This is a genomic window from Koromonas humicola, from assembly GCF_059726255.1.
Window position 1 is genome coordinate 1,400,337 of record NZ_AP040873.1, and the last position, 25,190, is coordinate 1,425,526.

Annotated in this window: 28 protein-coding genes; 17 read left to right on the top strand and 11 right to left on the bottom strand. The window is 55.6% G+C overall.

Annotated elements, in window-relative coordinates; genetic code table 11:
- The first annotated feature begins 53 nt into the window (after nucleotides 1-53).
- Together AC6IZD_RS06075 and AC6IZD_RS06080 are read left to right on the top strand one after the other, a co-directional pair.
- Nucleotides 54-1,139, top strand: coding sequence for a ThiF family adenylyltransferase (locus AC6IZD_RS06075; protein ID WP_497786791.1), 1,086 nt, complete (start codon nucleotides 54-56; stop codon nucleotides 1,137-1,139).
- Between the two features lie 22 nt (nucleotides 1,140-1,161).
- Nucleotides 1,162-2,427 (top strand): WcaI family glycosyltransferase, encoded by a 1,266-nt coding sequence (locus AC6IZD_RS06080; RefSeq protein ID WP_497786792.1) that lies wholly within the window; start codon nucleotides 1,162-1,164, stop codon nucleotides 2,425-2,427.
- A 3-nt stretch (nucleotides 2,428-2,430) separates the two neighbouring features.
- On the opposite strand, the gene AC6IZD_RS06085 is transcribed toward AC6IZD_RS06080, so the two are convergent.
- The 4 genes from AC6IZD_RS06085 to AC6IZD_RS06100 form a co-directional block, all read right to left on the bottom strand.
- Nucleotides 2,431-3,933, bottom strand: coding sequence for a nitronate monooxygenase (locus tag AC6IZD_RS06085; protein ID WP_497786793.1), 1,503 nt, complete (start codon nucleotides 3,931-3,933; stop codon nucleotides 2,431-2,433).
- A 120-nt stretch (nucleotides 3,934-4,053) separates the two neighbouring features.
- A complete protein-coding gene (locus AC6IZD_RS06090; protein ID WP_497786794.1) occupies nucleotides 4,054-4,362 on the bottom strand; it encodes a carboxymuconolactone decarboxylase family protein in 309 nt (102 codons plus the stop codon).
- Nucleotides 4,363-4,503: 141 nt separating this feature from the next.
- Nucleotides 4,504-4,998 carry a hypothetical protein gene (locus tag AC6IZD_RS06095; protein ID WP_497786795.1) on the bottom strand — a complete coding sequence of 165 codons (495 nt, stop codon included), beginning with the start codon at nucleotides 4,996-4,998 and terminating at the stop codon, nucleotides 4,504-4,506.
- A 54-nt stretch (nucleotides 4,999-5,052) separates the two neighbouring features.
- Nucleotides 5,053-5,376 carry a YtxH domain-containing protein gene (locus AC6IZD_RS06100; RefSeq protein ID WP_497786796.1) on the bottom strand — a complete coding sequence of 108 codons (324 nt, stop codon included), beginning with the start codon at nucleotides 5,374-5,376 and terminating at the stop codon, nucleotides 5,053-5,055.
- A 302-nt stretch (nucleotides 5,377-5,678) separates the two neighbouring features.
- Here AC6IZD_RS06100 and AC6IZD_RS06105 point away from each other — a divergent pair, with 302 nt between their 5' ends.
- The 4 genes from AC6IZD_RS06105 to AC6IZD_RS06120 are packed head-to-tail and all read left to right on the top strand — an operon-like array spanning nucleotide 5,679 to nucleotide 9,666.
- Nucleotides 5,679-6,494, top strand: a complete 816-nt coding sequence (locus AC6IZD_RS06105) for a cytochrome C assembly family protein (RefSeq protein WP_497786797.1) — start codon at nucleotides 5,679-5,681, stop codon at nucleotides 6,492-6,494.
- Nucleotides 6,491-7,861: a glutamyl-tRNA reductase gene (gene hemA / locus AC6IZD_RS06110; RefSeq protein ID WP_497786798.1), complete on the top strand. Its 1,371-nt coding sequence runs from the start codon at nucleotides 6,491-6,493 to the stop codon at nucleotides 7,859-7,861. The genes AC6IZD_RS06105 and hemA overlap by 4 nt, the downstream gene beginning before the upstream one ends.
- A gap of 10 nt (nucleotides 7,862-7,871) precedes the next feature.
- A complete protein-coding gene (gene hemC, locus AC6IZD_RS06115) occupies nucleotides 7,872-8,807 on the top strand; it encodes a hydroxymethylbilane synthase (protein ID WP_497786799.1) in 936 nt (311 codons plus the stop codon).
- Nucleotides 8,808-8,823: 16 nt separating this feature from the next.
- On the top strand, nucleotides 8,824-9,666 hold the full coding sequence (locus tag AC6IZD_RS06120; protein WP_497786800.1) for a uroporphyrinogen-III synthase: 843 nt from the start codon (nucleotides 8,824-8,826) through the stop codon (nucleotides 9,664-9,666).
- Between the two features lie 49 nt (nucleotides 9,667-9,715).
- On the opposite strand, the gene msrA is transcribed toward AC6IZD_RS06120, so the two are convergent.
- Complete coding sequence (gene msrA / locus AC6IZD_RS06125; protein WP_497786801.1) at nucleotides 9,716-10,261, bottom strand: peptide-methionine (S)-S-oxide reductase MsrA; 546 nt, start codon at nucleotides 10,259-10,261, stop codon at nucleotides 9,716-9,718.
- Nucleotides 10,262-10,612: 351 nt separating this feature from the next.
- On the opposite strand from msrA, the gene AC6IZD_RS06130 reads away from it, so the two are divergent.
- A complete protein-coding gene (locus tag AC6IZD_RS06130; protein WP_497786802.1) occupies nucleotides 10,613-11,695 on the top strand; it encodes a dihydrodipicolinate synthase family protein in 1,083 nt (360 codons plus the stop codon).
- Between the two features lie 61 nt (nucleotides 11,696-11,756).
- On the opposite strand, the gene AC6IZD_RS06135 is transcribed toward AC6IZD_RS06130, so the two are convergent.
- The gene (locus AC6IZD_RS06135; protein WP_497786803.1) at nucleotides 11,757-12,611 is read right to left on the bottom strand and encodes a ferritin-like domain-containing protein; all 855 of its coding nucleotides are present in this window, start codon (nucleotides 12,609-12,611) and stop codon (nucleotides 11,757-11,759) included.
- A 124-nt stretch (nucleotides 12,612-12,735) separates the two neighbouring features.
- Between AC6IZD_RS06135 and AC6IZD_RS06140 the strand changes: the two genes are divergently transcribed.
- The 3 genes from AC6IZD_RS06140 to amrS are packed head-to-tail and all read left to right on the top strand — an operon-like array spanning nucleotide 12,736 to nucleotide 14,349.
- A complete protein-coding gene (locus AC6IZD_RS06140) occupies nucleotides 12,736-12,942 on the top strand; it encodes a hypothetical protein (protein WP_497786804.1) in 207 nt (68 codons plus the stop codon).
- Nucleotides 12,943-12,953: 11 nt separating this feature from the next.
- Nucleotides 12,954-13,274, top strand: a complete 321-nt coding sequence (locus tag AC6IZD_RS06145; protein WP_497786805.1) for a rhodanese-like domain-containing protein — start codon at nucleotides 12,954-12,956, stop codon at nucleotides 13,272-13,274.
- A 49-nt stretch (nucleotides 13,275-13,323) separates the two neighbouring features.
- Nucleotides 13,324-14,349 carry an AmmeMemoRadiSam system radical SAM enzyme gene (gene amrS / locus AC6IZD_RS06150; RefSeq protein WP_497786806.1) on the top strand — a complete coding sequence of 342 codons (1,026 nt, stop codon included), beginning with the start codon at nucleotides 13,324-13,326 and terminating at the stop codon, nucleotides 14,347-14,349.
- Here the strand turns inward: amrS and purU are convergent.
- Both purU and AC6IZD_RS06160 read right to left on the bottom strand, forming a co-directional pair.
- Nucleotides 14,346-15,230: a formyltetrahydrofolate deformylase gene (gene purU / locus AC6IZD_RS06155; protein WP_497786807.1), complete on the bottom strand. Its 885-nt coding sequence runs from the start codon at nucleotides 15,228-15,230 to the stop codon at nucleotides 14,346-14,348. The genes amrS and purU overlap by 4 nt on opposite strands.
- Before the next feature lie 65 nt (nucleotides 15,231-15,295).
- A complete protein-coding gene (locus AC6IZD_RS06160) occupies nucleotides 15,296-15,736 on the bottom strand; it encodes a DUF1059 domain-containing protein (protein ID WP_497786808.1) in 441 nt (146 codons plus the stop codon).
- A gap of 146 nt (nucleotides 15,737-15,882) precedes the next feature.
- On the opposite strand from AC6IZD_RS06160, the gene AC6IZD_RS06165 reads away from it, so the two are divergent.
- Nucleotides 15,883-16,122, top strand: coding sequence for a hypothetical protein (locus AC6IZD_RS06165; RefSeq protein ID WP_497786809.1), 240 nt, complete (start codon nucleotides 15,883-15,885; stop codon nucleotides 16,120-16,122).
- Nucleotides 16,123-16,173: 51 nt separating this feature from the next.
- Here AC6IZD_RS06165 and glmU read toward each other — a convergent pair whose 3' ends face one another.
- Nucleotides 16,174-17,610, bottom strand: a complete 1,437-nt coding sequence (gene glmU, locus AC6IZD_RS06170) for a bifunctional UDP-N-acetylglucosamine diphosphorylase/glucosamine-1-phosphate N-acetyltransferase GlmU (RefSeq protein WP_497786810.1) — start codon at nucleotides 17,608-17,610, stop codon at nucleotides 16,174-16,176.
- Between the two features lie 157 nt (nucleotides 17,611-17,767).
- On the opposite strand from glmU, the gene AC6IZD_RS06175 reads away from it, so the two are divergent.
- Nucleotides 17,768-18,985: an MFS transporter gene (locus AC6IZD_RS06175; protein ID WP_497786811.1), complete on the top strand. Its 1,218-nt coding sequence runs from the start codon at nucleotides 17,768-17,770 to the stop codon at nucleotides 18,983-18,985.
- Between the two features lie 351 nt (nucleotides 18,986-19,336).
- On the opposite strand, the gene AC6IZD_RS06180 is transcribed toward AC6IZD_RS06175, so the two are convergent.
- Entirely contained in the window at nucleotides 19,337-20,398 is a 1,062-nt protein-coding gene (locus AC6IZD_RS06180) for a gluconeogenesis factor YvcK family protein (protein WP_497786812.1), read from the bottom strand.
- 43 nt (nucleotides 20,399-20,441) lie between these two features.
- A complete protein-coding gene (locus tag AC6IZD_RS06185; protein WP_497786813.1) occupies nucleotides 20,442-21,008 on the bottom strand; it encodes a tetratricopeptide repeat protein in 567 nt (188 codons plus the stop codon).
- 255 nt (nucleotides 21,009-21,263) lie between these two features.
- Between AC6IZD_RS06185 and lepB the strand changes: the two genes are divergently transcribed.
- The 5 genes from lepB to AC6IZD_RS06210 all read left to right on the top strand — a co-directional run bounded on the left by lepB (nucleotide 21,264) and on the right by AC6IZD_RS06210 (nucleotide 25,182).
- Complete coding sequence (gene lepB / locus AC6IZD_RS06190) at nucleotides 21,264-21,761, top strand: signal peptidase I (RefSeq protein WP_497786814.1); 498 nt, start codon at nucleotides 21,264-21,266, stop codon at nucleotides 21,759-21,761.
- Nucleotides 21,762-21,783: 22 nt separating this feature from the next.
- On the top strand, nucleotides 21,784-22,410 hold the full coding sequence (locus AC6IZD_RS06195; protein ID WP_497786815.1) for an NAD(P)-dependent oxidoreductase: 627 nt from the start codon (nucleotides 21,784-21,786) through the stop codon (nucleotides 22,408-22,410).
- Nucleotides 22,411-22,449: 39 nt separating this feature from the next.
- Nucleotides 22,450-23,265: a hypothetical protein gene (locus tag AC6IZD_RS06200; protein WP_497786816.1), complete on the top strand. Its 816-nt coding sequence runs from the start codon at nucleotides 22,450-22,452 to the stop codon at nucleotides 23,263-23,265.
- Between the two features lie 139 nt (nucleotides 23,266-23,404).
- Nucleotides 23,405-24,583, top strand: a complete 1,179-nt coding sequence (carA, locus tag AC6IZD_RS06205) for a glutamine-hydrolyzing carbamoyl-phosphate synthase small subunit (protein WP_497786817.1) — start codon at nucleotides 23,405-23,407, stop codon at nucleotides 24,581-24,583.
- Entirely contained in the window at nucleotides 24,571-25,182 is a 612-nt protein-coding gene (locus AC6IZD_RS06210; RefSeq protein WP_497786818.1) for a hypothetical protein, read from the top strand. The genes carA and AC6IZD_RS06210 overlap by 13 nt, the downstream gene beginning before the upstream one ends.
- Nucleotides 25,183-25,190 lie beyond the last annotated feature (8 nt).

Sequence of the window (25,190 nt, forward strand, 5' to 3'; positions counted from 1 at the left end):
GCGCGTTCCGCGTTGGGTGCTCTGTATCGATTGAGGTGACCAATCAAAGTGGAATGAACGGAAATTCAGGCTGCGGTATCAGGCTATTTGATTCTGAGACTTTGGCATATCATGTATCCATGCCCACAGTGGACGAACGATATTCAAGGCAAGTACTGTTTCCCGGGATTGGCGCGGAGGGACAGGAGAAGCTGGCAAAGGCTCGCGTAGCGATCGTTGGATGCGGCGCGACAGGTTCGGTGCTGAGTTCGCTGCTGGTGCGCGCCGGAGTGGGTTACACGCGGATCATTGACCGCGACTACATCGAGCCGAGCAATCTGCAGAGACAGGTGTTGTTCGATGAACAGGATGCGGCAGAATCGTTGCCGAAAGCAGTGGCGGCGCAGCGGAAATTGCAGCAGATCAACTCAAGCGTGACGATTGAGTCTCATGTCGAAGATCTGACGCCGGAGAACTGCGAAGACCTGCTTGAAGATGTTGATCTGATCCTCGACGGCACGGACAATTTCGAGACGCGGTACCTGCTGAATGATTACGCGATTCGCGAAGAGCGGACCTGGATTTATACGGCGGCAGTTGGAAGTTATGGCGTGTCGATGAACATCCTGCCGGGTGAGACAGCGTGTCTTGCGTGTGTGTTTCCGCAGTCGCCCATGGGAGCGATCGAGACTTGTGAAACCGGCGGCATCCTGAATCCCGCGGTGAACCTGATCGGGTCGATCACCGTCATGGAAGCCACGAAGTTTCTGGTGGGGAATCGGGCTCAGATGCGGCGGACATTGCGTTCCATCGATGCATGGTACAACGATGGTTCGGAAGTTCGTGCAGATCGACCGAGGACGGATTGCAACGTTTGCCAGCGACACGAGTTCACGTATCTCTCGGGGCGGGCTCATCCACATATATCAATGTGTGGACGCAACTCGGTGCAGATTCATGAGCGGCATCGGCCGATTAACTTTGCGGAGCTGGAGGCACGACTTTCGGCTCACGGCTCGGTTCGTTACACGGAATATGTTTTGAAGTTTGAGCGGCCGCCTTACGAAATGACCCTGTTTCCTGATGGTCGCGCCATCATCAAGGGCACGACCGATACAGGCGTGGCTCGCAGTTTGTACGCACGATTCATTGGCTCTTAATAACGCGGGAATGGGACCACGCTTGCACATACTTGTTCTTAGTATCAACTACTGGCCTGACACCACTGGGATTGCTGCTTTCAACACTTGGCGCTGCGAGTTTTTGGCTTCGCAAGGACACGACGTCACCATCTGCACGGGACCTCCTTACTATCCGGAATGGCGAGTACCGCCAGCATATAGTCACAAACTACTTGGGAGTGAGACGCGGAATGGAGTGAGGATTCTGCGCTCGTGGATGTATGTGCCAAGCAAGGTAAGCACGAAGAAGCGCATTTTGCATGAGGCGTCGTTCCTGGCGTCGTCATTCCTTCGTGCAATTGGGACGCGCAAGCCCGACCTGATGTTCGTCGTGTCGCCGCCGCTGGGGTTGGCGTTGACGGCTGTGACGCTGGGCAGGATCTGGAATGTTCCATTTGTGTTCGATGTCGAGGACCTGCAGCCTGATGCCGCTTTAGAACTGGGCATGATGAAAGAGGGGCGCGCCACGCGTCTGCTGTATGGAGTCGAGCGAATAGCGTATAAGAACGCCGCGCTGGTCAGCACAATCACGGAAGGAATGCGCGAGCGAATTGTGCAGAAGGGGATTGATCCGGCAAAGGTCGTGTTGTTTCCGCCTCGGGCCGACTCTTCGCTGTACACAATTCGCGAGCAGGCCGATACTCTGGCGTTCCGCAAGAAGTACGGGCTCGAGGGCAAGATCGTTGTTTGCCATTCGGGCAATATGGGCGTAAAGCAGGGTCTCGGAGTCATCCTCGAAGCTGCTGAGAGGACTCGAGAGCACGCTGAGATTGAATACCTTCTGGTAGGCGATGGCGCTGTCCGGCGAGAGTTGGAGTTTGTGGCCCGTGCGAGAGGAATAAGAAACATTCGCTTTTTGCCGCTACTCGAAGATGAAGAATTCAAGCAGATGCTGGCAGCGACCGATATGGCTTTGCTCACGCAGCAGAGAGTGGTGTCAGATATCGTCTTTCCTTCTAAGACCGTCACGTTGCTTTCGGCTGGCTGTCCGGTGATCGCATCCGTGAATTCCGAGAGCGAAGTTGCGAAGACCATCGAGAGATCCGGCGCGGGGGTTGTTGTAGAACCGGAGAGTGCGGAAGCATTGTCGAAGGCGATTTTAAACATGGCAAAGCAGCCTGATGCCCTCGTCCGCATGAGTGCGAATGCGCGAAGTTACGCGATGGAATCTTGGGATGAGCGTAGGACGTTGCCGCGTATGGAACTGCAGATGAGAGAGTGCGCCAGACACTGGCATGCCAATGCCACGAGCCTGGCGCAAAGCTAAAGTCTAGGCTGGCACGACTTCTGCTTCCTTTGCAGCCGCGACGAACGGGATTGCCTTTGAAGTGGAGGCAATCGCCTGAGCGGGAACAAGGCTGAGCAGCGTCTTTACCGCTTGTGCTGCTGGATAAGGCTTCGCGTCGGGTGATATGAATCGCAGGATGCTGTTTAGGTCATCTCCCGTGGTTACTAGACCCGGCTCTTCTCTGCCATCCCTATGAACCTGCTGCAAGCCGATATTCGCTAGCAGGCAATTGCATAGACACTTGCGACCCTTGGTTTCTTCCAGATTTCCGCCCTTTGAAGCGTACAACTTCTCGGGCTCAGAGGCGCAACGATAGGCAATCTTGCCGCTCTCGGTGCGATAGGCCTCGCGCAGAATGCCCACATCGCAGATGCGGGTGCGATTCTGATAGACCTCGCCCTCGGAAGTCGTGCCTTCAAGTTGGGCCGCCTTGAAGGGAAAGCCGGTTGGGGAAGAGAACGGATCGGTAAACACCGAGCCGTTGCCGCGCTGAATCTTCGCAAGCAGCGCTTCCTTATAATCCGGACGCAAGCCCGACTCTTCAGAGAACGCGAAAACTGTTCCGACCTGAACTCCGGCTGCGCCAAGGTCAAGCGCTTCCACAATCTTCTCGGGGGTGCCGTAGCCTCCAGCAAGCCAGAAGGGAACACCCATTTGGCGAATCTTCTCGAGATCTACGCGATCACGCTCGCCGTAAACGGCTTCGCCTCTTTCGTTCAGGACCATCTGGCCGCGAGGCGGAGCATTGTGTCCACCAGCAGTGGGTCCTTCGATCACGAATCCGTCCACCTTGCCGTTCGAGCGACGAACCATTGTGGTGGCAAGTGTGTTGGAGGAGATGATCGCAAGGAAGACGGGACGCTGGAGAGGCGGCATCGGCATGCCGAAGAACTCCTGCGGATCGAAGTGCATCATCACATCGTCATCGGGATGCGCCCCGGTGACAGAGAGCGGGTAGCTGGCAGCACGACCCTCGGCGAAGGCGTCGAGAGCACCGGGAACCTTTAGCGGGATTCCGGCGCCCATCAGTACGTATCCAACACCGGCCATCATCGCTCCATATAAGGAAGCAAGAAGCGGAAGCTGGAGCTTCTCCATGCAATTGATGCCGACGGGACTGTTGTGGCCCTCGCGAGCAAGCACAACCTCGACGAAGTTGGAGACAATCAGCAGTTCGGTAGCTTCGCGAGTGTTCACGCGCGCGAGCATCGGCACAACCTTATATGGCGTGTTCTTGGCCCGTCCGCCGGCAATGTAGTACTTGTCGATGACGCGTTGCGCCATCTCCGGGAAGGGGAACATGGCAAGGCCACGGCGCATGTTGCCACCGGGATCGCCATCCTGCAAGCGACGCGCTAGGATCGTGTCGAGCGCTACGCTGGAAACTACACCAAGTTGCCCGGTGAGGGACACCGCCCTCGCCAATCGCCAATCAGATACGGCTGCTCCCATGCCGCCTTGTATGAGTACCGGATGCTGAGTCATACCCCGAATTTTCGCAGGTATTCAGGCGGTGGAAAGTCATAGTTTTGTAACAACGTAAGCAGTATTTTGGCGAGTGTGAAATGCGGGATTCCGGCGGCCCCCGAATCCCGCTCAGGAGCGCTATTCGTCTTTTAGCGCGTGCGTGCCGTGAGTGATTGCGGCTCCGGCGCGAAGGGCGGCGGCTATGGCTACGACCTCAGAGATTTCCTGATCAGACGCTCCAGTCTCGCGCGCTTTGCCTGAGTGAATCTCGATGCAATAAGGACATTGAGTGGTGAATGCGACGGCCAGAGCCATGAGCTCCTTATATTTCACGGGAATTGCTCCTTCAGCCATGGCAGCTTTGTCGAAGGCCAAGAATGCCTTCAGTGCATCTGGTGCGTTTGCTTCGAGCTTCTTTAGCCTCTTGAGATTCTTCATGTCATACATAGCCAATCCTCCACGGCGTTCCGGAATAGGTTTGTTCGATGGCGACCTGCTTAGCTGGGTTTGACGCACCGGTTGTTGGCCAAATAAAAAGAGCAGAGGCCTGAGCCGCTGCTCTGTAACTTCGATTCTCGGTTTAGCTACTTAGACTGAAAAGCCCTTACCGTTTTCGCGTCGCGCTCTGCGGCCAGACGTGAGCTCGTGGAAGCCAGCCATCACGCCGTCAAGAACCGCCGAGAGTCGGCGACTTGGCGTTAGCACAGTGTGCTGCAGTGCCGCCGCAGTGATGTCGATCCGTTGCATGGTGCGGGTAGCTAGTTCATCCGCTCGCTGAGCCTGAGCGTGAACAATTCCGGTCACCTCGGTAACCGTTTCATCGATCCGGCCGATCTGAGTGCGCACCAACCCTGAAGTTTCCGTCACATTCGTGACTACAGTCCGGATCATCGGCGCGCTTTCATCCACGATGCCACGTACCTTCACCACCAAGGGAAGTACCTGCTCTTCCATCCGGTTTGAAAGCGCGTCCACTCGCTTTGCTATCTTGCGCGTGGAGAAATACATTCCGGCCAGGATCAACATCTGCAAAACAACGGCAATCGAAGTCACCGCGACAAAGGCGATGAGTGCCTGATCCATATGGTCCGTCCATCTGCCCCTGGAGTGAAACTCACGCCGGGTAGCTCTTAAAAGTTAGAATTTGGGAGCGTCAGGCTCGGGAATCGGCTCTTGGCTGGCATCGCGATATGCTTGACGGCCAGCTTCAAAGGCAGAGCGAACGTTTTCCTTCTGGTGCGAGAACATTTCCTTGCCCCGGTCGGCCCATTCCTGCGCTTGTTCCTTGTACTTGCGAGCCTGTTCCTGGACCATATCGCGACCTTCCTCGGCCGCGTGCAGGATGGATTCGCGAGTTTCGCGTCCCGACTTAGGAGCGTAAAGCACACCCAGGGCGGCCCCTACGCCGAGTCCTGCGAGAAACCACAAGATTCCGCCACCGCTGCAGCTTTCATCAGCCATGTATTGCCTCCTGAAAACACCTTAAGCGTTGAATGGTAGCACCCGAAATCGGGAAAGACAAACCAGGGTTGCTGGACGAAATTGGCCGGGTAAAGATTTCTGGAGGCGGGATGGAAATTAGATTTCTGCTTGTGAACAGGGGTAAAATTTATTCATTGATTGTGGGATTCTCATTCCGGTGTGATGGTCATCACACGTTGCGGTGATAGTTACACTTAGGGCCAAATCGCTCCTTTGTATAATCGGTAAGTCCTTGCCCACAATTCTGTTCATTTTGAGGGGTTGATTAGGACCCATTTTTTATGCCTCTACTCTGGCTTCGAGTTGCAACCGTACTGTACGGGGTGGGCCTGACGCACGCGATCCTTATGCTTCGGCAGAAGGGCGAGCGCTCGGGACGTGTTGCTGCACCCGCAGTCGGTCTGGGAATGGTGTTCCATCTCGTGTCTTTGGTGGAAACCGCCCTGTTGTTCGGCTATTCCGAACTCCTCACGATCCGCCATGCGGAGTCTGCGCTGGCGCTCATCATTGCTCTGATTTTCACTGGTATGTACCTGCGGTATAAGACTGCCTCGCCGGCAGCGCTGATCTTTCCGCTGATTTTCCTTCTGACTTTTTCTTCAGCAATTTCGCAGCGCCCGATGGCTTTTACGTCGCCAACCTTCCGGAGCGGCTGGATTCTGTTTCATGTAGCTACGCTGTTATTTGGCTACGCGATGCTGTTCCTTAGCTTCGTTTCGAGCCTGCTTTACCTGATTCTGTCGCGCCAGCTCAAGCGCAAACAGACTGTAAGTTGGGCTTCGCGTTTGCCTGCATTGCAAGAGATTGATGAACTGGGGTACAAGGCGCTGCTGCTTGGCTTCCCGTTTATGACGGTGGGCCTGCTGGCGGGTGCCGTAGTGGCCCAGGAGCGCTTCGGGGCCACGTACTTCACTGATCCCAAAGTTTTGCTATCCCTGCTAATGTGGGGCATCTATTTAGTTCTCCTTTACACGCGCTGGAGTGCCGGGTGGCGCGGTCGCAAGGCCGCTTACTTGGCCAGTGTAGGATTTGTGGTCTCCGTATGCGCGTGGGGTGCGAATTATATGAGCAGATTGCATAGGTTCATCGCCCCATGAACTTCTTTGTGTTAGGTGTGAATCACAAGACAGCTCCGGTTCAAGTGCGTGAGCGCTTTGCCATCCCCGAGTCGCGCCTGCCAGACGCTCTTGGCAAGCTGACCTCGATGGAGGGCATCGAAGAAGGCATGATTGTCTCTACCTGCAACCGGGTGGAGATCTTTGCGCGATCCCGCAATGGACACTGCGATTTGCAGCAGTTTGTGCGGGAATACTTCGGATTCGCTCCAGGGGAATATGAGCCTTATATCTTCGAGCACAGGGAACTGGAAGCCGTAAAGCACGTATTCCGCGTAGCTTCGAGCCTCGACTCAATGGTGGTGGGCGAATCCCAGATCTTGGGGCAGGTGAAGGAAGCGTATGCTACGGCCCGCGCCCTCGGCACCGTCAATTCGCAACTGGATCAGTTACTGACCCGCGCTTTTGCGGTTGCCAAGAAGGTGCGCAACGAGACGACCATCGCCTCGTCGTCGGTATCGATTGCTTCCGTCGCGGTGGAACTTGCGGAGAAGATCTTCGGTAGCCTCACCGGCAAGTCGGTGTACCTGGTCGGCGCAGGAAAAATGTGCGAACTGGCTGCAAGGCACCTGATTGCCCATGGCGCAAAGAAGATTTACGTCGCGAATCGTACGTACGACCGCGCGGTGGCATTGGCCGAGAAGTTCGATGGGGAAGCGGTCCCGTTCGAGCGGCTTTACGATACGGCCTCCTGGGCTGACATCATCATTAGCTCTACGGGTGCTCCTCACACGATCTTCCGGAAGGAACACGGCGAGAAGTTCCTGTCAGCCCGCAAGAACCGTCCAATGTTCTTCATCGACATCGCTGTACCGCGCGATATCGATCCCGCTCTGAACGATCTTGACGGAATCTTCGTCTACAACATCGACGACCTGCAGCAGGTGGTGCAGTCGCATCTCGGAGATCGGCGTAAAGAGGCAGTCCGCGCCGAGTCCCTCGTCGACGAGGAAGTACGCAAGTTTGAGCAGCGTGCGCAGACGGCCGAAGTGGTTCCGACCATCGTTTCGTTGCAGCAGCATCTCGAGAACTTGCGACAGGCGGAGATTGATCGTGTTCGTGGTCGGCTCGGCAATTTGACGCCCGAGCAGGAGATGGCCGTTGAAGCGCTCTCTCGGGGCATCATCAACAAGATCATGCACACGCCGATTACGACGCTGAAATCGGCAGCGGCCGATCCGGCTGCAACAACCGTCGTGGATGTCGTCCGCAAGCTTTTCAACTTGCGTGAGGAGAAACATCCGGAACAGCAAGTTGCTCAGCCTGCGCCAACAAGTCCGGAGAAGAAGTCGGATGCCGCGCCGGTTTGCACGTCGGCGTCAGTGACCAACCAAACCAGAAACAAGTAAAGGAAGTTGAATGGCTCTGCTTCGTATCGGATCCCGTGGTTCACAGCTTGCGCTCTGGCAGGCACATCACATCTCAGACTTGCTCAGGAAGCAGGGTCATGAAGTGCAGCTTGAGATTATCAAGACCACTGGCGACAAGATTCAGGATGTTGCGCTTGCCAAGGTAGGCACAAAGGGCATGTTCACCAAAGAGATCGAGGAAGCCTTGTCTGAAGGCAAGGTTGATCTTGCGGTGCACAGCCTGAAAGACCTTCCCACGGCTCTGCCCGGCCCGTTTGAGATCGCGGCAATCACGGAGCGCGTCGACCCGCGTGACGCATTCCTGTCGATTCGCTACAACAGCGTCAAAGAATTGCCGAACGGAGCCCGTGTTGGTACGAGCAGCTTGCGGCGTCAAGCTCAGTTGAAGCAGTACCGGCCCGACCTCGACATTCATCCTCTGCGTGGGAATGTTGACACGCGCGTCAGGAAGCTGGAAGAAGGCGAGTACGACGCGGTGATTCTGGCCGCAGCTGGATTGAAGCGCTTGGGGAAGACCGAGCACATCAAGGAGATCATCGAACCGGAGATTATGTGTTCGGCCGCCGGACAGGGTGCCCTTGGCATCGAAATCCGGCTAGGGGATACCGCGATGCGCGAGCACCTCGCGTTCCTGAACGATGAGCCTTCCCGCTTGGCTACGGTGTGTGAGCGCGCTCTGCTGAATCAACTGGGCGGCGGATGCCAGGTTCCTATTGGTGCGTACGCTGTCGTCAAGAACGGCGAGATCAACCTGACCGCGATCTGTGCGCGTCCGGATGGAAGTGAGTTGCTGCGTGAGGTTGGCACCGGGACGGATCCTGTCGAACTCGGGCAGCGCTTGGGGAATAAAATCCTGAAGCGCGGTGGCGACAAGATTCTGCAGGACGTTTACAGCGAGAACGCAGCAAGCACGACTCCTCGGTAAGTATTGGATCTGTATCATGGGCGAGAACGAGAACAAGCCGTCTACAAGATTGTTGCAAGGATGGCGCATTCTTGTTTCTCGCGCCAAGGACCAGTCCGGCTCACTCTCAACTGGGTTACGGGAACTGGGCGCTGAGGTCTACGAGATTCCGTTCATCGAGATTCGGCCGCCGCGCTCCTATAAATGCTTGGATGAGTCGCTGAAACTCGTCGCCGAGTACGAATGGCTGATTCTGACAAGCGTGAATGGCGTGCGAGCGATGTTCGACCGCATGGCGCTGCTGAATATTCCCAAGCGTGTTCTGGCTCATCTGAACATTGTGGCGATTGGTCCCGCGACGCGAAAGGCTATCGAACAAGAGGGGCTGAAGGTTGCGGTGACACCGAAGGAATACGTGGCTGAGTCGGTAGTGGAAGCACTAGCAGACAAGATTCGCGGCAAGCGCGTATTGCTATGTCGGGCAAAGATTGCCCGAGATGTGATTCCGAATGAAATCAGGCGCATGGGAGCTTTCCTAGACGTTGTCGAGGCCTACGAGACGGTCATTCCACAATCTTCGCGCGTAGAGCTTCGGGCCGTCCTGCGTGATCCGCTACGGCGCCCACACGTCATCACTTTCACGAGCGCGTCCACGGTAAAGAACTACGTTGCGCTGCTTGGAATACGCTCGGGCAAATCGAGGCTGGTGGAAGGAGTATTGAACGCGTCTATCGGCCCGGTGACGTCCGAGACCTTGCGGCAATTCGAGCTAAGCGTGGATGTACAGCCCAGCGAATACACCGTTCCCGGCCTGATCGACGCGATTGTAAAGCGCGCCAACACGCAGCTCTCCGCTGCAGTAGTCGTTCCTACGAACTAGGCAACACACGGTTCCGCTGCAATTTCCCTCGAAAATTCAATCAATGTATTTAGCTGGCACGCTTGATGCGTTCAGCGTATTTAGCGCGAACCTTTGCAACTTTGGGCGCTACAGCAAAAAGGCAATAAGGCCGGTGTGAGTTATTCGCGAAGTAATTCTGGTGGTACGCTTCGGCTTTCCAGAAGACGCGCGCCGGTTCGACGGCTGTGACGATTGGTTCGTCAAAGACTTTTTCGGAGGTCAATTCGGCTATCACGCGCTCAGCATCCTGCTTTTGCGCGTCGTTGGTGTAGAAAATTACCGACCGATACTGGGTGCCAACATCGTTTCCCTGCCGATTGAGCGTGGTCGGATCGTGCGCGGTGAAGAAAACCTCGAGCAGCTCCCGATACGAGATCATCGAGGGATCAAACTCGACGCGGACGACCTCGACGTGCCCGGTGTCTCCTTCGCAGACCTGCTCATAGCTTGGTTGGTCGAGAGTTCCACCCATGTAGCCGTTTTCGACATTCACAACGCCTTCGAGTTGCTGCAATGCCGCTTCAACGCACCAGAAGCAACCTCCGCCTAGAACCGCCGTCTGTGTGTTGGCCATAATCGTTTGATGCTTTTGTCCTCCGAACGGTGCGGAATTGAGGGCTGAAAGCTTTGGTTATCCCTGCCATAGAAAGAATGAATTTCACATGGGGGAGATTCTTTGTAATGCTGTTTTTGCGGCCGATAGTGGTTTGGTTCCCCTGAATCGATCGGCCTTGGATAGCTTGGACCTCGTTGTGCGGGTCACTCATTCTTCCCCTGAATTGTTCCACTTCGCCCGGCCCCGATGGCCGGGTTCCTTTTGCCCAAAATACTTCTTGGTTTCCATCTGCGAGTGCTGAGATTGTCCCTTTTGTGCCTGTGTTTAGGGGTGTCATGCTGCTGCAGGGTTGCTCTACAATGAATCCTTATGTTGCTTAACGGAATCTTTGCCGCCATTACCACGCCGTTCTATTCCGACGGTCGCGTCTATCTCAAAAAGCTGGAACACAACGTAGATAGATACACGAAGGGACCTATCACCGGGGTTGTTGTTCTGGGATCGACCGGGGAAGCCGTAATGCTCGGCTGCGAAGAGCAGAAAGAGATTTTCCGGACGGCAATTGAAGCAGCGGCTGCAGACAAGGTCATGGTTGCCGGGTGCGGCCACGAATCGGTTAAGGAAACGGTTGAGGCTTGCGAATACGCGGCTTCACTGGGATATGACGCGGCGATGGTACGCACTCCGCACTATTACCGTTCGCAAATGACACCGCCGGTGATGCTGAATTACTTCCGCACGGTGGCAGATCATTCTCCGATTCCGCTCGTACTCTACAGCTTTCCGCAGTGCACAGGATACGATCTGCCGGTGGAATTGATCGCGGAACTGGCAGAGCACCGCAACATAATCGGAATCAAGGAGTCATCGGGCGATGTGGCGAAGGTGGAGCGCATTGTTCAGAAGACCCGGCATATCAAGCGGCAGGCGCGGGTGACTCAGGAATTCCGCCCGGTAACGGGGCGCATGATTCAGCAGGCGACAGTCGCACCGGTCGGCGAACTTGTTTCTGCAGGCGCGTTAGCTGCAACGGCCTCCAAATCGGCACAGCCGCAAGCTCCATCCTCATCGGCCGTCGAGGTGATTGGCAGCCTTCGTACGCGTCCGAAAGAGGTTGGATTCCAGACCCTTGTCGGTTCGGGGCACAAGATTCACATCCTTTTGAAAGCTGGAGCGGTGGGCGGAATCCTGGCATTTGCAGCCTGTGCGCCCACAGCGTGCTATGAGATCTACGCCGCCTTCAAGGATGACGACCAGAAACTCGCGGCAGAGAAGCAGCAGCGCATAGAAGCTGCCTGCATTCGTATTGTGAGCGAGTTGGGAATCGCCGGAGTAAAATACGCTTCGGACCTCAACGGATTCTATGGCGGAAATCCGCGCCTTCCTCTGCTGCCGCTAACGGCGTTGCAGCGCGAAGAGGTCGAGCGATTGATGGCGGATTTGAAGAGCTAGGATTCAAGACCGACGAAATGTTCAGGGCAGGGAAGACACCCTGCCCTTTTGCTTTTAGAAATCAGGCAACACGATTTTTGCGGTTCTTTTCGAGAACCTTTGGGGACCGGTTCGTGCCCTGCATGCCTCCCTCGTTCACGCGATCGGCAGGTTCGCTGTCATCTGCTTCGGCAGGCTGTGTACGGCGGTTCATCGGACGACCCCCGACTCCACCGATGGCCTTGCCTGGGGGTTCGGATTCGCCAGCAAGACGAACACGTTCTTCACGGTGCTCTGACAAGGCGCGTTCTACCAAGTCGTACTCCTCCTTCGTTTCCGGCTTCACCTCTGTGCTACGTGCTTCCTCGTCTATTCCGGGGGAAACTCCTCGATCCGCCCCTGTACGGGGATCGACGACGAACAGCAGTTCGCTCAGTTCATCGGCATGCTCTTCTTCTTCGGCCTTGATGTGTTCAAACAACGCGCGTGTAGTGGGATCCTTCATTCCAAAGTGTTCGATGATGCGCTGATAGACATCGATTACGACGCGTTCAGCAATCAGGTCTTCACGGATCATATCTCCAAGCGACTCGCCCTCGACGTAGTGAGAAACCGAGCGCTCGACAAGAGTTCTGGGATTGAAGTCGGGCTTGCCGCCAAGTTGCTGTATTCGTTCGGCGATTTCATCCACGTGCTCGCGCTCTTCGTCGGAATGCGCCTTGAAGGTTTGAGCGACGCTTCTGCCGTGTACGCCGGAGGCCATGAAGTAGTGATGCTGGTAGCGCAAAACGCAGACAATCTCTGTGGCTAGAGCCTCGTTGAGTATTGCGACTGATTGCTCTTTATCGAGCTGATAGGCGTCTGTAACAGCGCCGTCTTCCAGTTTGCGCATTGCGCGATGCCGTATTTCTTCGACGTCTTTGATGAAGCTGGCCATGAATTCTGCCTCTCTGGAATGGTTAAGGGAGAAGAGTTCTGTGTGTGCCCCGAACTCATTCTGGTTTTTTGTTGCACGAAATCGAATCCGAGATGCCACGAGCTGGCAGTGCTATGCTCTAAACATGGCGCGTGACCAAGATGCTCCCGACACTCCCTGTGGCTGCACGAATTGCTACCGGCTATTTACGTTCGCCGACATCCAGGATTTCTGGGATGAAGGAGAAACGCCTGTTTGTCCCTGCTGTGGTGCAGATACGGTGATCATCTCCACTCCAGAGATGATCGTGGATGAGCATTGCCTTTTTGCAATGCGCAAGACATACATCTGATTGGAAAGACGATGGATTACGAGATCACGCCTCAGGATTTCAAGAAGCTGCAGGACAGCAACCAAGAACTCGTGCTGCTCGATGTACGCGAAGCCTGGGAACGCCAGACAGCGAGCATCCAGCCGAGCGAGCACATCCCAATGTCAGACATTCCAGCCCGCGTACAGGAACTCGATCCTGAGCAGCACATCGTTGTCTATTGTCATCACGGGGTGCGTTCACTCTCAGTGACAGACTGGTTGCGCAAGCAGGGCTTTGAGACGGTGCAGTCTCTGGCCGGCGGCATCGACAAGTGGTCGCGTGAGATCGACCCCGGGGTATCGCGGTACTAAGTGCTGGGCGGCAGCGAACCAGCGCGCATCTAGTTGTAAAATAGTAACCATGTCTACCACTGCCCAACATGCTGCACGCTGGTGGGAGACGCTGCCCGACGGGCGTATCCACTGTTACCTCTGCCCACGTCACTGCCACATTGGAGAAGGTCAGCACGGCTTCTGCTACATTCGGGAGAATGTAGGCGGAGAACTCGTGCAATTGGGGTACGGACGACCTGCTTCGATGGCGATCGATCCAATTGAAAAAAAGCCGCTCTTCCACTTCCATCCCGGGTCACCAATTCTCTCGATGGGCACGGCCGGGTGCAATCTGGGCTGCCAGTTCTGCCAAAACTTCGACATAAGCAAAGCGAAATCGGTACAGCAGAGCTCCAGGAGAATGTCGGCCGACGAGATCGTGGATCTTGCGATCGCACACGGGGCGCCTTCCGTTGCATTTACGTATAACGAGCCGACAATCTGGGCGGAGTTCGTAATCGACATTGCCCAAGCTGCTCACGAAGCTGGGCTGAAAACGGTGATGGTATCGAACGGATACATCACCCGCGAGCCCTTCCTTGAGGTGTACCGCCACATCGATGCGGCCAACATCGACATCAAGGGCTTCACCGAGAACTTCTACACCAAGATCACTCTCTCGCACTTGGCGCCTGTGCTCGACGTCCTGCGTTGGTTGAAGAATGAGACGAGCGTCTGGTTCGAGATGACCAATCTGATGATCCCCGGACTGAACGACACGCCCGAGGAGACGAATCAGCTTTGCGATTGGATACTGCGCGAACTCGGCAATGATGTGCCGCTGCATTTCACGGCGTTTCATCCGGATTACAAGATGCTGGACCGCGAGCGCACACCTGCAGAAACGATTCATCGTGCGCGGAAGCTGGCCTTGGAACGTGGCTTGAGATACGCGTACGAGGGAAATATCGTTACGCCCGAAGGCGGCAACACGGTGTGTCCGGGGTGCGAGCGGACGATTATTCGACGTAGCTGGCACGAGGTTGAAAGCTGCGATGTTGAAGGCGGGCGCTGCATCCACTGCAACACGCAGATTGCGGGCAGGTTCGACTAGTCGAATACGACGGTCTTCTTGCCATACAGCAGCACGCGATTTTCTAAATGCCAGCGAACGGCACGGGACAAGACAACTTTCTCAAGGTCGCGGCCTTTCTGTATCAGGTCCTCCACCGAGTCGCGATGGGAGATGCGAACGACGGCCTGCTCGATAATCGGGCCGTCGTCCAGAACTTCGGTGACGAAGTGGCTCGTGGCTCCGATCAGTTTCACTCCTCGCTCAAATGCCTGATGATACGGCCTCGCTCCTATAAACGCGGGAAGGAACGAGTGGTGGATATTGATGATCTGGTTCGGGAACTCGGCAAGGAACGCAGGCGAGAGTATCTGCATGTAGCGCGCCAGAACGATTACGTCGCACTGATACTCGCGAAGCAATGCGATCTGCCGCTGCTCGACATCGCTCTTCTTCTCACGCGTGATGGGAATGTGCACGAAGTTGGCACCATAGAAGTTGGCCATCTTCTCGCAGGCTGTGTGGTTTGAAAGCACCACGGGAATATCGCAGTCCAACTCTCCTGCACGATGACGGTAGAGCAGATCCGCCAGGCAATGGTCATATTGCGACACCATGATTCCCATTCGCGGGCGCCGTTCGCCATTTGCCAGCCGCCACTGCATGGAAAATCGCTCCGCTATATCAGCAAACTCCTGCTGCAACTGCTGAAGCGTTATGTCCATTCCGGTGGGATCGAATTCCACACGCATCAGGAACAGGCCAGTTTCTGCGTCCCGGTGCTCGTCCGCGTGCAGAATGTTTCCATTGTGGCGAAAGACAAAGTTGGAGATCGTCGCCACCAGACCTTTGCGGTCAGGGCAACTGATCAGCAGCACTGCGGAGCGACTATTCTGCGAGCGTTCGGCCAACGGTTCAATCACCCAGGTTCCAGGTATGAACGTGAGTGTACCATTCGCGGTGTCCGGTCCTAAGTAGACTCCGCGGGTTAGGCTGCGCGTTTCTGAATTGAGCGTCGCACGTTGGCTAGCTCTTGAGGTGTGAACTCGTTCTTGCCGTGTGCCTCGCGGGCGTGGGAACGCAAGTAGCCCAGCAGTTCCTCTTCCGTGTTTCCGGTTACAGCCCAATCACAGTTCTGCTGGTCGCAATGGAGACTGCGGTCGCGGTGAGAACCTGGACCTTCGGCAGCAGGATTCTGCGCCGCCTCGTTCTGTGGGTATGACGAGTGTCGGGGATCTCCCGGACCTGTTGCATCCGGACTCGATGCAGCAGGATTGTTCTGGCCCACACCTGCGCGCTTTTCGTCTGGCGTATTGCCCCATCCTGAAGTTCCGGTCGAAGGCGCAGAAGGATTTATTCCGCCCTCGGACGACTGGACGTTTGGGTTATTGCCCGGGTGGGGCACGTCTTGTGGAGTCTTGTTGCTCATTTTCATCCTCTTGCGGGGGGCGCGAAATACTTCGATGCACAAATCGAGGTGTGTGAAATGATCTGCCGCTTGGTGGGCGCGAAATCTTGCGAAACTTCGCGCATCCGGTCTCGCTCCAGCTACATCGAAACTGAGGAAGGAGAGTTATGGCTGAACATCATGCGCATCACGCTACGCACGAAGCCAGCGACAACCTGGTGGGGATCACACGCGATCCGGTGCTTCGACCTGTAGGAATTCTGATGATCATCGTCGGCGGGATTTGGGGACTGTTCATCGGTATGGCTGCCGAGGCGGGGACCTTCAAACAGCCGTTGGCTGCTGGCGCGCTGATACTCCTGGGCGTGATTATTGCGGGGCTAGGGAAGCCCGCTGAGCAGATATGAGTAAGGCCGGGGAACGAGCCTCGGCCTTGTAATTCCCGCAGTGTTCGCTGCTTATTTCGACTGCGAAAGTTTCTTCTGCTTCTCAGCCTGAAGTCTGGCTCTCTTCGGTATAGCCCATCCTTCTTTGACCACCTGTTGTGGACGAGTCAGTCCTAAAGAGTCTGCAGGAACGTCACTGGTGATGCAGGAAGCGGCACCGATGTACGCACCGTCTCCAACCTTGACGGGCGCGACCAGAGTCGTATCGCTTCCAATAAAGGCGTGCGCTCCAATGTGTGTCTTGTGCTTGTTCACACCATCGTAATTGCAGGTGATGGTCCCGGCTCCGATATTGCTGCGCTCGCCGATTTCCGCATCTCCGAGGTAGGTGAGGTGATTGGCCTTCGCTCCACGTGCCAGTTTGGTCTTTTTCGTTTCTACGAAGTTGCCGACGTGAGCTTCGGGGCCGATCTCACTTCCAGGACGCAGGCGGGAGTAAGGTCCAACAATCGCAGCCTGTTCTATGACGGAATCATCTGCAATGGTGCCTTGATTGATCTGGACTCCGTTGGCCACACGCAAATTGGTGAGCACTGAGAAACTTCGCACGACGCAGTCTTCACCGATTGCCGTATTGCCGAGCAACTGAACGAAAGGCTCGATTACTGTATCAATGCCAACTGTCACGCCGGCGTCGATGAGCACTGTTTCGGGCTTGTAGATGGTGACGCCGTTATCCATCAATTCTCTGGCCTTGCGCTCGCGCAGAATCGAATCGAGTTGAGCGAGTTCGCGTCGCGTATTCACTCCGAGCACTTCGTTGGCATTCGGTGTGTGTAACGCAAGGACCGATTCCTTGTCGCGCTGCAAGATGCCTGCAATCTCCGTTAGATAAAACTCGCCATGAGGATTGTCGGTCGAGAGTTGATCGATGCGGGCGAAGAGCTTCGGAACGCTGAATGCGTATATGCCTGAGTTGATCTCGCGAATTTCATTCTGCTCAGGGGTAAGCTGCTTCTGCTCAATGATCGCTTCTACGCGATCCGTGCTTTTTCCTGCAACTACGCGCCGCACGATACGTCCGTAGCCAAAGGGATCAGCGGGTTCGGCGGTAAGGATCGTCATTGCCGCAGAATTGTCGATGTGAAAATTGCGTACTGCAGCGATTGTCGTCGCACGAATCAGAGGAACATCGCCACTGAGCACTAGCACATGATCATAGCCACGCAGAGCTTCACGACACTGCATCAATGCGTGCCCGGTGCCGCGCTGCTCCCGCTGCTCTACAAATTGCGTTCCAAGAGGCGCAATCTCTGCGCGAACGCGTTCGGCCTCGTGACCGATGATGCAGAAGATGTCGGAAGGAGCAACGATATTGCTCGCGGCACGAATGACATGCGTGAGTAAAGGAAGTCCGGCAATTCGATGCAGGACTTTGGGTAACTTCGATTTAAGGCGAGTACCTTTACCCGCTGCAAGAATGGCGATAGCAAACTTTGGATTCGACATTTCGTGAATATTGTAAAGCAGCGGCCGACGATGTGAGAGTTTGAGCACGAACCTGGCGGACTCAGACGAAATACGGTGCTTTTCAGTTATGGACACCGGAGAGGCGCAGGCGTCCGCTCGTGCGAAGATAGTCAGAGAGGGTTTGCACGCGGAACAGATGGACAGAGCGACGTTTCATCGCATTTTCAAAGCGTTCGATTACCGTGATTTCCGGCTCATGTGGTTTGGGGCCTGCGCATCGAGCATTGGTACGTGGATGCAGACAGTGGCGCAGGGCTGGTTGATCTATCGATTGAGCCACTCGGCATTTCTGCTGGCGCTTGATCAGTTCCTGGCCGGCATCCCTATATTTCTTTTCTCGTTGATTGGCGGAGTTGTCGCGGACCGCGTTGAAAGACGCAAGATTCTGTTGGCTTCGCAATATGTGCAGATGGCGAGCGCTACCCTGCTAACGGCGCTGGTCGCTACCGGGTATATCCATGTCGCACATATCCTGTGTCTTTCCTTTGTCTCAGGGTTGGCGCAGGCGTTTGGTGGGCCGGCATACCAAGCACTCATTCCCACCCTTGTGGAGCGGGAAGACATGCCAAATGCCATCGCGCTGAACTCGATCCAGTTCAACATGGCGGTCACGATAGGGCCGGCACTTGCAGGTTTGGCGCTGGCGCGGTTGGGCGAGAAGTGGTGCTTTGGTTTGAACGCGATTTCGTTCCTGGCACCGATCATTTCGCTTCTGGTCATCTCGACGCGATTTGTACCGACGGTCACAACCGAATCAATCTTCGGAAGCCTGAAGCAGGGAATTCGTTTCGTACAAAAGCAGGAATCGATGGGTGCGCTGATCATGCTGGCGTTCTGCATGACCATGCTGAGTATGCCGATGCGAACCTATATTCCGGTGTTTGTGAAAGACATTTTCCATCGCGGGCCGGAGGTCTATGGCAGTTTGCTGTCCCTGATGGGCGTCGGGTCGATCGTGGGCTCGCTGATCATTGCGGGTAAGGGAAACATCCGGAACAAGGGACACGTCGCGCTGGTAATGATGATGTGTCTCGGTGTGGGTATCGCGGGATTCGCTCTGTCGCGATCGCTGCCGGTCAGCTACACGATGCTCGCCTTTGTTGGCGGATCAATGATGGCCGTGTTCGCAACGGTGAACTCACTGGTGCAGCTAATCACCACTAACGAAATGCGTGGACGCGTGATGAGCGTGTACAACTGCGCGTTTCGCGGCGGGATGCCGGTAGGAAATCTGCTTTCGGGATGGCTTGTCCCATTCTTCACCGCGCCGGTAGTTCTTGGCGTGAACGGTCTGCTGCTAATCATGCTTGGCATGTATTTTTTGCTGGTTCATAGGCGAGTTGCAGCGTTATAGCTCCGAAGCTCGCATTTCGACAGCGCTGTTTCCCGTGCTGATTTTTCTGGGGACGCTTTAGATCGTTGTCCAAAAGGCCGTATCGATGTGTGGCGATCAAGCAGCAGAGCTCAATCGCGCTCGGTCCCCGGAGGTTGGTACAGTGTTCGCCTTAGACTTGGAGAAACTGCAGGAGCACGAAAGGGAACTGCACGCAATTTCAAGGTTGGAAACCGCGGTTCCCAGTGGAGAAGTCGTATTGATGTTCTTTCGACAGGGCCTGGGATGGTCTGAGAAAGCATTCATCGAGAGCGTTCCCGCATCTGATTTCGAAAAGCACTTTTGATTGCGTGGCGGCTCTCTGCTGAAGACTTATCGGTTTGGGGCTGCCGCGTGCTGCTCACGATGAAGGCGTGTAGGAAGATCAAGTAAATCGAACGCGATTCGGTCAACGGCATGGCGAGCAAAATGGCTTGCGTCAAGGTAGTCGCCAAGAATCGGCGTGACGCCGAGCGCGCGAATGGCGTCCAGATCGTTTACGAGCGGCTCCGAATTGTCTCCTGCATACCGGGCGCGCAGTTCTTCAGGCACGGGAGCTTGATTCAGCATCACGTAATCGAAAATGCGGCACTTTGCGTGATTGAAGATCGCCTCAATGTGCTGTGATGCGGTGAGCCCAGTACTCTCGTTGGGCTGCGTCATGAGATTGCAGACGTAGACGCGAAGTGCTTTGGACTTGGAGATTGCCTGGGGCACGCCGCGCACGAGCACGTTTGGAATGCAGCTCGTAAAGAGCGAGCCGGGGCCGATACTGATGATGTTGGCGTTAGAGATTGCTTCCAATGTCTGCGGCAATGGATGAGCGTTGGCTGGCACGAGACGCAGTTTCGCTATTCCGCTCCGGCTGGCGGTAATGCTGGTTTCACCACGAACGCGCGCGCCGTCCTGCATAATGGCATCGAGTTGCACGTTGCTGGTGGAAGAAGGATAGATTTCGCCACGTGTTTTGAGAATTGCGGAGCTCAGCTTCACAGCCAGCGAGAAATCTCCGCAGACGTCTGCCAGAGCGCTCAAAAACAAATTCCCGAAACTATGACCCTGGAGCCCTCCGCCGCTGAAGCGGTACCGGAAGAGTTGAGACATTAACTCTTCATCATCGGAAAGTGCGGTCATGCAGTTGCGGATATCTCCCGGAGGGGGAACGCCGAGTTCTTTGCGAAGACGCCCACTGGATCCGCCATCGTCCGTCACAGTGACGATCGCGGTCAGACGCGAAACATAGGGTTCGATCGGAGTGGGCCCGGAAGGGTCGGCCGGGGATGCGGCGAGAACGTGTCGCTTCAGACCGCGGAGCAGGGTGGAAAGGCCGGTACCTCCCCCGATGGCGACGACGCGTAGAGCTTCTACTGGATTCGTAATCAATGGAGATGGCATCAGTGTAGCCAAATGGGAAGCGGGGGGACGCTTCCCAGCAAAATCATGCTCCTACGCTACCTTCGGGATAGAGCAGTTCAGTGAAACGAGGGTCGTCAGCCATGTTTCGGAAATCGGAATCATTCCGAGCCTGGAAGCGGTTTCCTGGGTTCAGGCGGATGGCTTCTGCCAGGTGCTGCAGACTTTCGCTGGTGCGCCCCGTCAGGCATTCAAGTACCGCAAGACCATACCACACGAAATCGAGATTAGGTTTCTGGGCTGAGAGGCTTTCGAGGTGCTCGCGCGCAGTAACGAAATCCCCCAGGTTCATCAGAGAAACAGCGAAGTCGTAATGCTCCTCAGGAGTGCTGAACGTGGTCTGAATTCGCTCCAACTGCTGGTTACATATACTGATATGAACCTTGGCCCGGTCCGCTAATTCGCTGATGCCGGACTCGATCACTTTCTCGAACAAAGACTTTGCCTTGTCGAATTTTTGGCCTTGGAGCAGTTTTAGACCCTGTTCGTAGGTCTGCAGAGTTTGGGCAAAGCGCGCTTGGTACTCTTCCCGCGGCTCAGCCTTCGAATCAGCAGAGGGGCTTTTCGGCTTCACTTCCACTTTTTTGGTCATGCGCCCTTCCAGAAACATGAATCTTACTGCCGTTCCAGATCGGTAGAAGTTTGGGAACGGTAACTATCTAAGAATACAGCTTTATACCGTTTGCTGGGCACAGCGTCAACCCGGAGAACTATTTAGGGCCAGCACACAACTCCTGCGCCCAGTCTACGTCTGTATACAATGAGCATAGTGGAGGGTTGGCGATAGATGGAGGAAATACCAGTTCCGGCAATGCGGCTGAGAAGATCGGCATCCAGACAGATGGGTATGCGATGGCTACGTGAGGTCGTAATCTCGCTGGGTATTTCGGTATTCATCGTGGTGTTTCTTTATCAGCCGGTCAAGGTTGAGGGAACCAGCATGATGCCGGGGCTGGCCGACCAGGAACGGATCTTCATCAACAAGTTCGCCTACCACTTCGGATCGATTGAGCGCGGAGACGTGGTCGTCTTCCGCTACCCGGGCGATTTAAGCAAGAACTACATCAAGCGCATCGTCGGCGTGCCGGGCGATCGCATCGAGATTCGGCGTGGAGTGGTTTACGTGAACGGCAACCGCCTGGTGGAGCCCTATGTACCTTCGCAGTTTCGCGATGAACGCTCCATCAGCGAGATAATCGTGCCGGCGGGAAGCTACTTCGTGCTCGGTGACCACCGAAACCTGTCGAGTGATAGCCGCGATTTCGGTTCGATTGAGCAGTCCTTGGTCTTTGGCAAGGCCGTTTTCGCGTATTGGCCCACGAGCATGCTGGGCAAATTGCACTAACTCTCGGAGCAAGGAAAGACAAATGAGGCTGGCAATTTTCGGCTCCACCGGGGGAACCGGGCTGGAGTTGACTCGGCAGGCGCTGGAAAAGGGGCACAGCGTCCGCGTACTGGTGCGGAATCCCAACCGCATGCCACTGACAAATCCTAATATGCGCATCGTGCTGGGCAATGTGCTCGATCACGAGAGCGTGACGAAAACCATTCTCGGGGCCGACGCGGTTCTAAGCTGTCTTGGCCAGCGAAACCTGTTTCGCAATACGCGAGTGGTATCGGTGGGCACTCACCTGATCGTTAGCGTAATGAAGGAGCACGGCGTCCGCCGACTGGTCGTGGAATCGGCGTTCGGAGCTGGAGAGAGCTTGGCGCAAGCTACTCCGATACAGCGACTGGTATTTGCCAGTCTTCTCTGGGCACCCTACGAAGACAAGAACCTGATGGAGCCGGAAGTGAGAAGTAGCGGGCTTGAGTGGACGATCCTGCGCCCAACCATGCTGACCAACGGCGAGCGGACTGGCCGATACGCAGTCACAGTTGGCCGACGTCCTGAGAAGTCGATGGTGTCCCGGGCTGATGTAGCTTCGGCGATGCTGCGTGCGGTGGAAGAGCGATTGTGGGTAGGGGAAGCGCCGGCCGTAACGGGCATGTAGAGGCTTTGCAGTGGGCCCCTTGGCAATAAGGAGGGCTGGATGCGCGTTGTGATGGCGCTGCTGCTGATGCTGGGCTGCGGATGGGCTCAGACAGGACTGCGAATCAGGTCAACATCTCATTCGGATTTTCCCGGCCTGCAGGGGCGGTTCCGAGATATTCAGACCACGGCCTACGTGCAGGGAGGTCGTATTCGAGTCGAATCGGTGCTGCCGATTTCGGGCTCCTTGATCTTCATACAACAGTGCGACACTCGCAGGCTGTACACGCTCCATCCCGAAAAAAATGAATACCGGGAAGCTCCGATGCTGTCACCGGATCACTTGGCCGAGGAACAAAAGAAACCTGAGAAGGGGGCTACGGAGCCTCCGAACATCATCTTCGAAACTACAACAGTAGATACAGGAGAAACGAAAACGGCCTTCGGGCATACGGCCCACCACTACCTCACGACTACAAAGCAAACGTCCACACCAGAGTTGAATCACGAGCCCAGCGAAACAGTCGAGGACGCGTGGTATCTCGATATTCCCGACCCGATCGATTGCGACAAGGGTTCGCGGCAGGTAGCTGGTCATATTTTGACGTCAACAACGCGATCCGGAGGATTGATTGGCGATGCGAGCGTGAAGTTGGCTCGGCCTGAGTTCAGGCATTCCGGGCCGGAGCCGCAGGGATTGGTACTTTCCTCGAAGCGGACTACGACCTCGATTCACGTTCTGCAAACAGGGGAGAAGCAGAAAGTTACATCGACCAGCAGCCACGAGATAGTGGAGATGTCGGAAGAAAAGCTGGATCCAGCTTTATTCGAGGTGCCGCGAGATTTCAAGAAAGTGGACCGCTTCACGGGCCGGTAGTCGCAGGGCAAAACGTGAGATGCATATTATGCGTGGATATGTATTTATATGCATGACAATGCTGCCTTTCCGCGACTTAGAGGTGCACAGTCGGTTGAATAGCTGATATTATCTAGAAAATCCACTCCCTGAGGATGCGATGCAAGCTATCCTGGCGCTGGAAGACGGCAGGGTCTTCCGCGGCAAAGGCTACGGAGCGCGGCTCGAACGAACTGGCGAAGTAGTTTTCAATACATCCATTACCGGTTACCAAGAGATCTTCACCGATCCCTCCTATGCTGGGCAGATCGTAGTTCTCACCAACCCCGAAATCGGTAATTACGGCACGAATCCAGACGACAATGAAGCCCGCAAGCCCTATATCGAGGGCCTGATCGTGCGCGAGTTCTCGCCGTATGCGTCGAATTACCGCTCGCACCAGGTCACGGACGAGTACCTTGAGCGGCATAAGGTGCCTGTGCTGTCTGATATCGACACACGAGCACTTGTCCGCCATCTGCGTGATAAGGGCGTGATGCGGGGCGTCATTTCAACTCAGGAAACGGATGTGGACAAGCTGGTCGCGATGGCGCGCGCCACTCCTTCCATCGATGGCCGGGATCTCGCCAGCGAAGTCTGCACGACAGAGCCGTATCAGTGGACGAAGGGCGACGTAGAAGAGCGCATCATCACCGTCGAACATCCTTCGCTGAAGCAGCTTTCGGTCGTAACCACAAGCGAAGAGATTTCGCCCGAGAGCGCAGCGGAGCGCAAGAATGTTGTCGCCTTCGACTTTGGCATCAAGAACAACATTCTGCGTCGACTGGTCTCCTCTGGATGCGATGTGACCGTGGTTCCTGCGCAGACATCTGTTGAGGACGTCATGAGTTTGAACCCCGATGGCGTGTTCCTGTCAAACGGGCCGGGCGATCCGGACGCAGTCATATATGCCCAGAAGACAATTCGAGATATGGCTGGCCGGGTTCCGATATTCGGCATCTGTCTTGGACACCAACTGATTGGCTTAGCGCTGGGCGGCAAGACTTACAAGCTGAAGTTTGGGCACCACGGCGGCAATCATCCGGTGAAGCAATTGAAGACCGGAAAGATCGAGATCACGGCTCACAATCACAACTATGCTGTTGATCCGAATTCCTTGAAACAGAGTGAAGTGGAACTGACGCACGTTGATCTGAACGACGATACGCTGGAAGGCTTGCGGCACCGCACATATCCGCTATTCAGCGTGCAGTATCACCCCGAGGCTTCGCCCGGGCCGCACGATTCGCATTACCTGTTCTCTGATTTCGTGCAGATGATGAACGAGTGGCGGGGTTAGTGAAGCGCGCGCTTTTGTACTCAGTCCTGGCCCTCGCGACTGCGGCGACGGCACAAATGCCACACGGGCAGATGAGTGACGGGAAGTCCAAACCAACGGGGCCGATTCCGCAGGATATTGTTGCTAACCGGCAGGAGTTTGGACGGGTGTGCGGCATAGCAGACACCTCACGGCAGAGTGCATTGGCTTTTCGCCGCAACGATGCTGGCGAGTGGCTTGCGATGAATGCCGGTCAGGTTCCGGTGTTGACCGATAGCGCGGCTGCACGAGTGTGGCGCGAACAGAACTGGATGGTCGACATTCACGATGGCTCGGGCCGGGGAAGACCGACGATCCATAGCGGACAGTTGTGTTATGACCCTCAGGGGCGCATTAATCGCATGGTGGACCGCTACCTGGAAATGGCCGAATGCGGTTGCATGCGGTTCACAATGCTGACTTACGGGCAGGATGGCCGCGTCACACGAAAGGAACAGCACTTCGTTAGCATGAGCACGGGACAAGAGATTTCCGCGCCTGAGGCTGCGAAGGATTTTCCTCCGTTGTGGGAATATCGCAGGTTTGAACAACTGCCTTTCTATTCGCTGGTAAAGAAGTAACAGACTAA

Bases quoted from the DNA above. Each gene is read 5' to 3' on its own strand.
- amrS (WP_497786806.1), top strand. From the start codon at position 13,324: ATGTCTACCACTGCCCAACATGCTGCACGCTGGTGGGAGACGCTGCCC.
- AC6IZD_RS06180 (WP_497786812.1), bottom strand. From the start codon at position 20,398: ATGCCATCTCCATTGATTACGAATCCAGTAGAAGCTCTACGCGTCGTC.
- AC6IZD_RS06100 (WP_497786796.1), bottom strand. From the start codon at position 5,376: ATGGCTGATGAAAGCTGCAGCGGTGGCGGAATCTTGTGGTTTCTCGCA.
- glmU (WP_497786810.1), bottom strand. From the start codon at position 17,610: ATGTCGAATCCAAAGTTTGCTATCGCCATTCTTGCAGCGGGTAAAGGT.
- AC6IZD_RS06135 (WP_497786803.1), bottom strand. From the start codon at position 12,611: ATGGCCAGCTTCATCAAAGACGTCGAAGAAATACGGCATCGCGCAATG.
- carA (WP_497786817.1), top strand. From the start codon at position 23,405: ATGCAAGCTATCCTGGCGCTGGAAGACGGCAGGGTCTTCCGCGGCAAA.
- AC6IZD_RS06195 (WP_497786815.1), top strand. From the start codon at position 21,784: ATGAGGCTGGCAATTTTCGGCTCCACCGGGGGAACCGGGCTGGAGTTG.
- msrA (WP_497786801.1), bottom strand. From the start codon at position 10,261: ATGGCCAACACACAGACGGCGGTTCTAGGCGGAGGTTGCTTCTGGTGC.
- AC6IZD_RS06105 (WP_497786797.1), top strand. From the start codon at position 5,679: ATGCCTCTACTCTGGCTTCGAGTTGCAACCGTACTGTACGGGGTGGGC.
- AC6IZD_RS06140 (WP_497786804.1), top strand. From the start codon at position 12,736: ATGGCGCGTGACCAAGATGCTCCCGACACTCCCTGTGGCTGCACGAAT.
- hemA (WP_497786798.1), top strand. From the start codon at position 6,491: ATGAACTTCTTTGTGTTAGGTGTGAATCACAAGACAGCTCCGGTTCAA.
- AC6IZD_RS06160 (WP_497786808.1), bottom strand. From the start codon at position 15,736: ATGAGCAACAAGACTCCACAAGACGTGCCCCACCCGGGCAATAACCCA.
- AC6IZD_RS06165 (WP_497786809.1), top strand. From the start codon at position 15,883: ATGGCTGAACATCATGCGCATCACGCTACGCACGAAGCCAGCGACAAC.
- AC6IZD_RS06120 (WP_497786800.1), top strand. From the start codon at position 8,824: ATGGGCGAGAACGAGAACAAGCCGTCTACAAGATTGTTGCAAGGATGG.
- lepB (WP_497786814.1), top strand. From the start codon at position 21,264: ATGCGATGGCTACGTGAGGTCGTAATCTCGCTGGGTATTTCGGTATTC.
- AC6IZD_RS06145 (WP_497786805.1), top strand. From the start codon at position 12,954: ATGGATTACGAGATCACGCCTCAGGATTTCAAGAAGCTGCAGGACAGC.
- AC6IZD_RS06075 (WP_497786791.1), top strand. From the start codon at position 54: ATGAACGGAAATTCAGGCTGCGGTATCAGGCTATTTGATTCTGAGACT.
- AC6IZD_RS06200 (WP_497786816.1), top strand. From the start codon at position 22,450: ATGCGCGTTGTGATGGCGCTGCTGCTGATGCTGGGCTGCGGATGGGCT.
- AC6IZD_RS06185 (WP_497786813.1), bottom strand. From the start codon at position 21,008: ATGACCAAAAAAGTGGAAGTGAAGCCGAAAAGCCCCTCTGCTGATTCG.
- AC6IZD_RS06095 (WP_497786795.1), bottom strand. From the start codon at position 4,998: ATGGATCAGGCACTCATCGCCTTTGTCGCGGTGACTTCGATTGCCGTT.
- AC6IZD_RS06130 (WP_497786802.1), top strand. From the start codon at position 10,613: ATGTTGCTTAACGGAATCTTTGCCGCCATTACCACGCCGTTCTATTCC.
- AC6IZD_RS06085 (WP_497786793.1), bottom strand. From the start codon at position 3,933: ATGACTCAGCATCCGGTACTCATACAAGGCGGCATGGGAGCAGCCGTA.
- AC6IZD_RS06175 (WP_497786811.1), top strand. From the start codon at position 17,768: ATGGACAGAGCGACGTTTCATCGCATTTTCAAAGCGTTCGATTACCGT.
- hemC (WP_497786799.1), top strand. From the start codon at position 7,872: ATGGCTCTGCTTCGTATCGGATCCCGTGGTTCACAGCTTGCGCTCTGG.
- AC6IZD_RS06090 (WP_497786794.1), bottom strand. From the start codon at position 4,362: ATGTATGACATGAAGAATCTCAAGAGGCTAAAGAAGCTCGAAGCAAAC.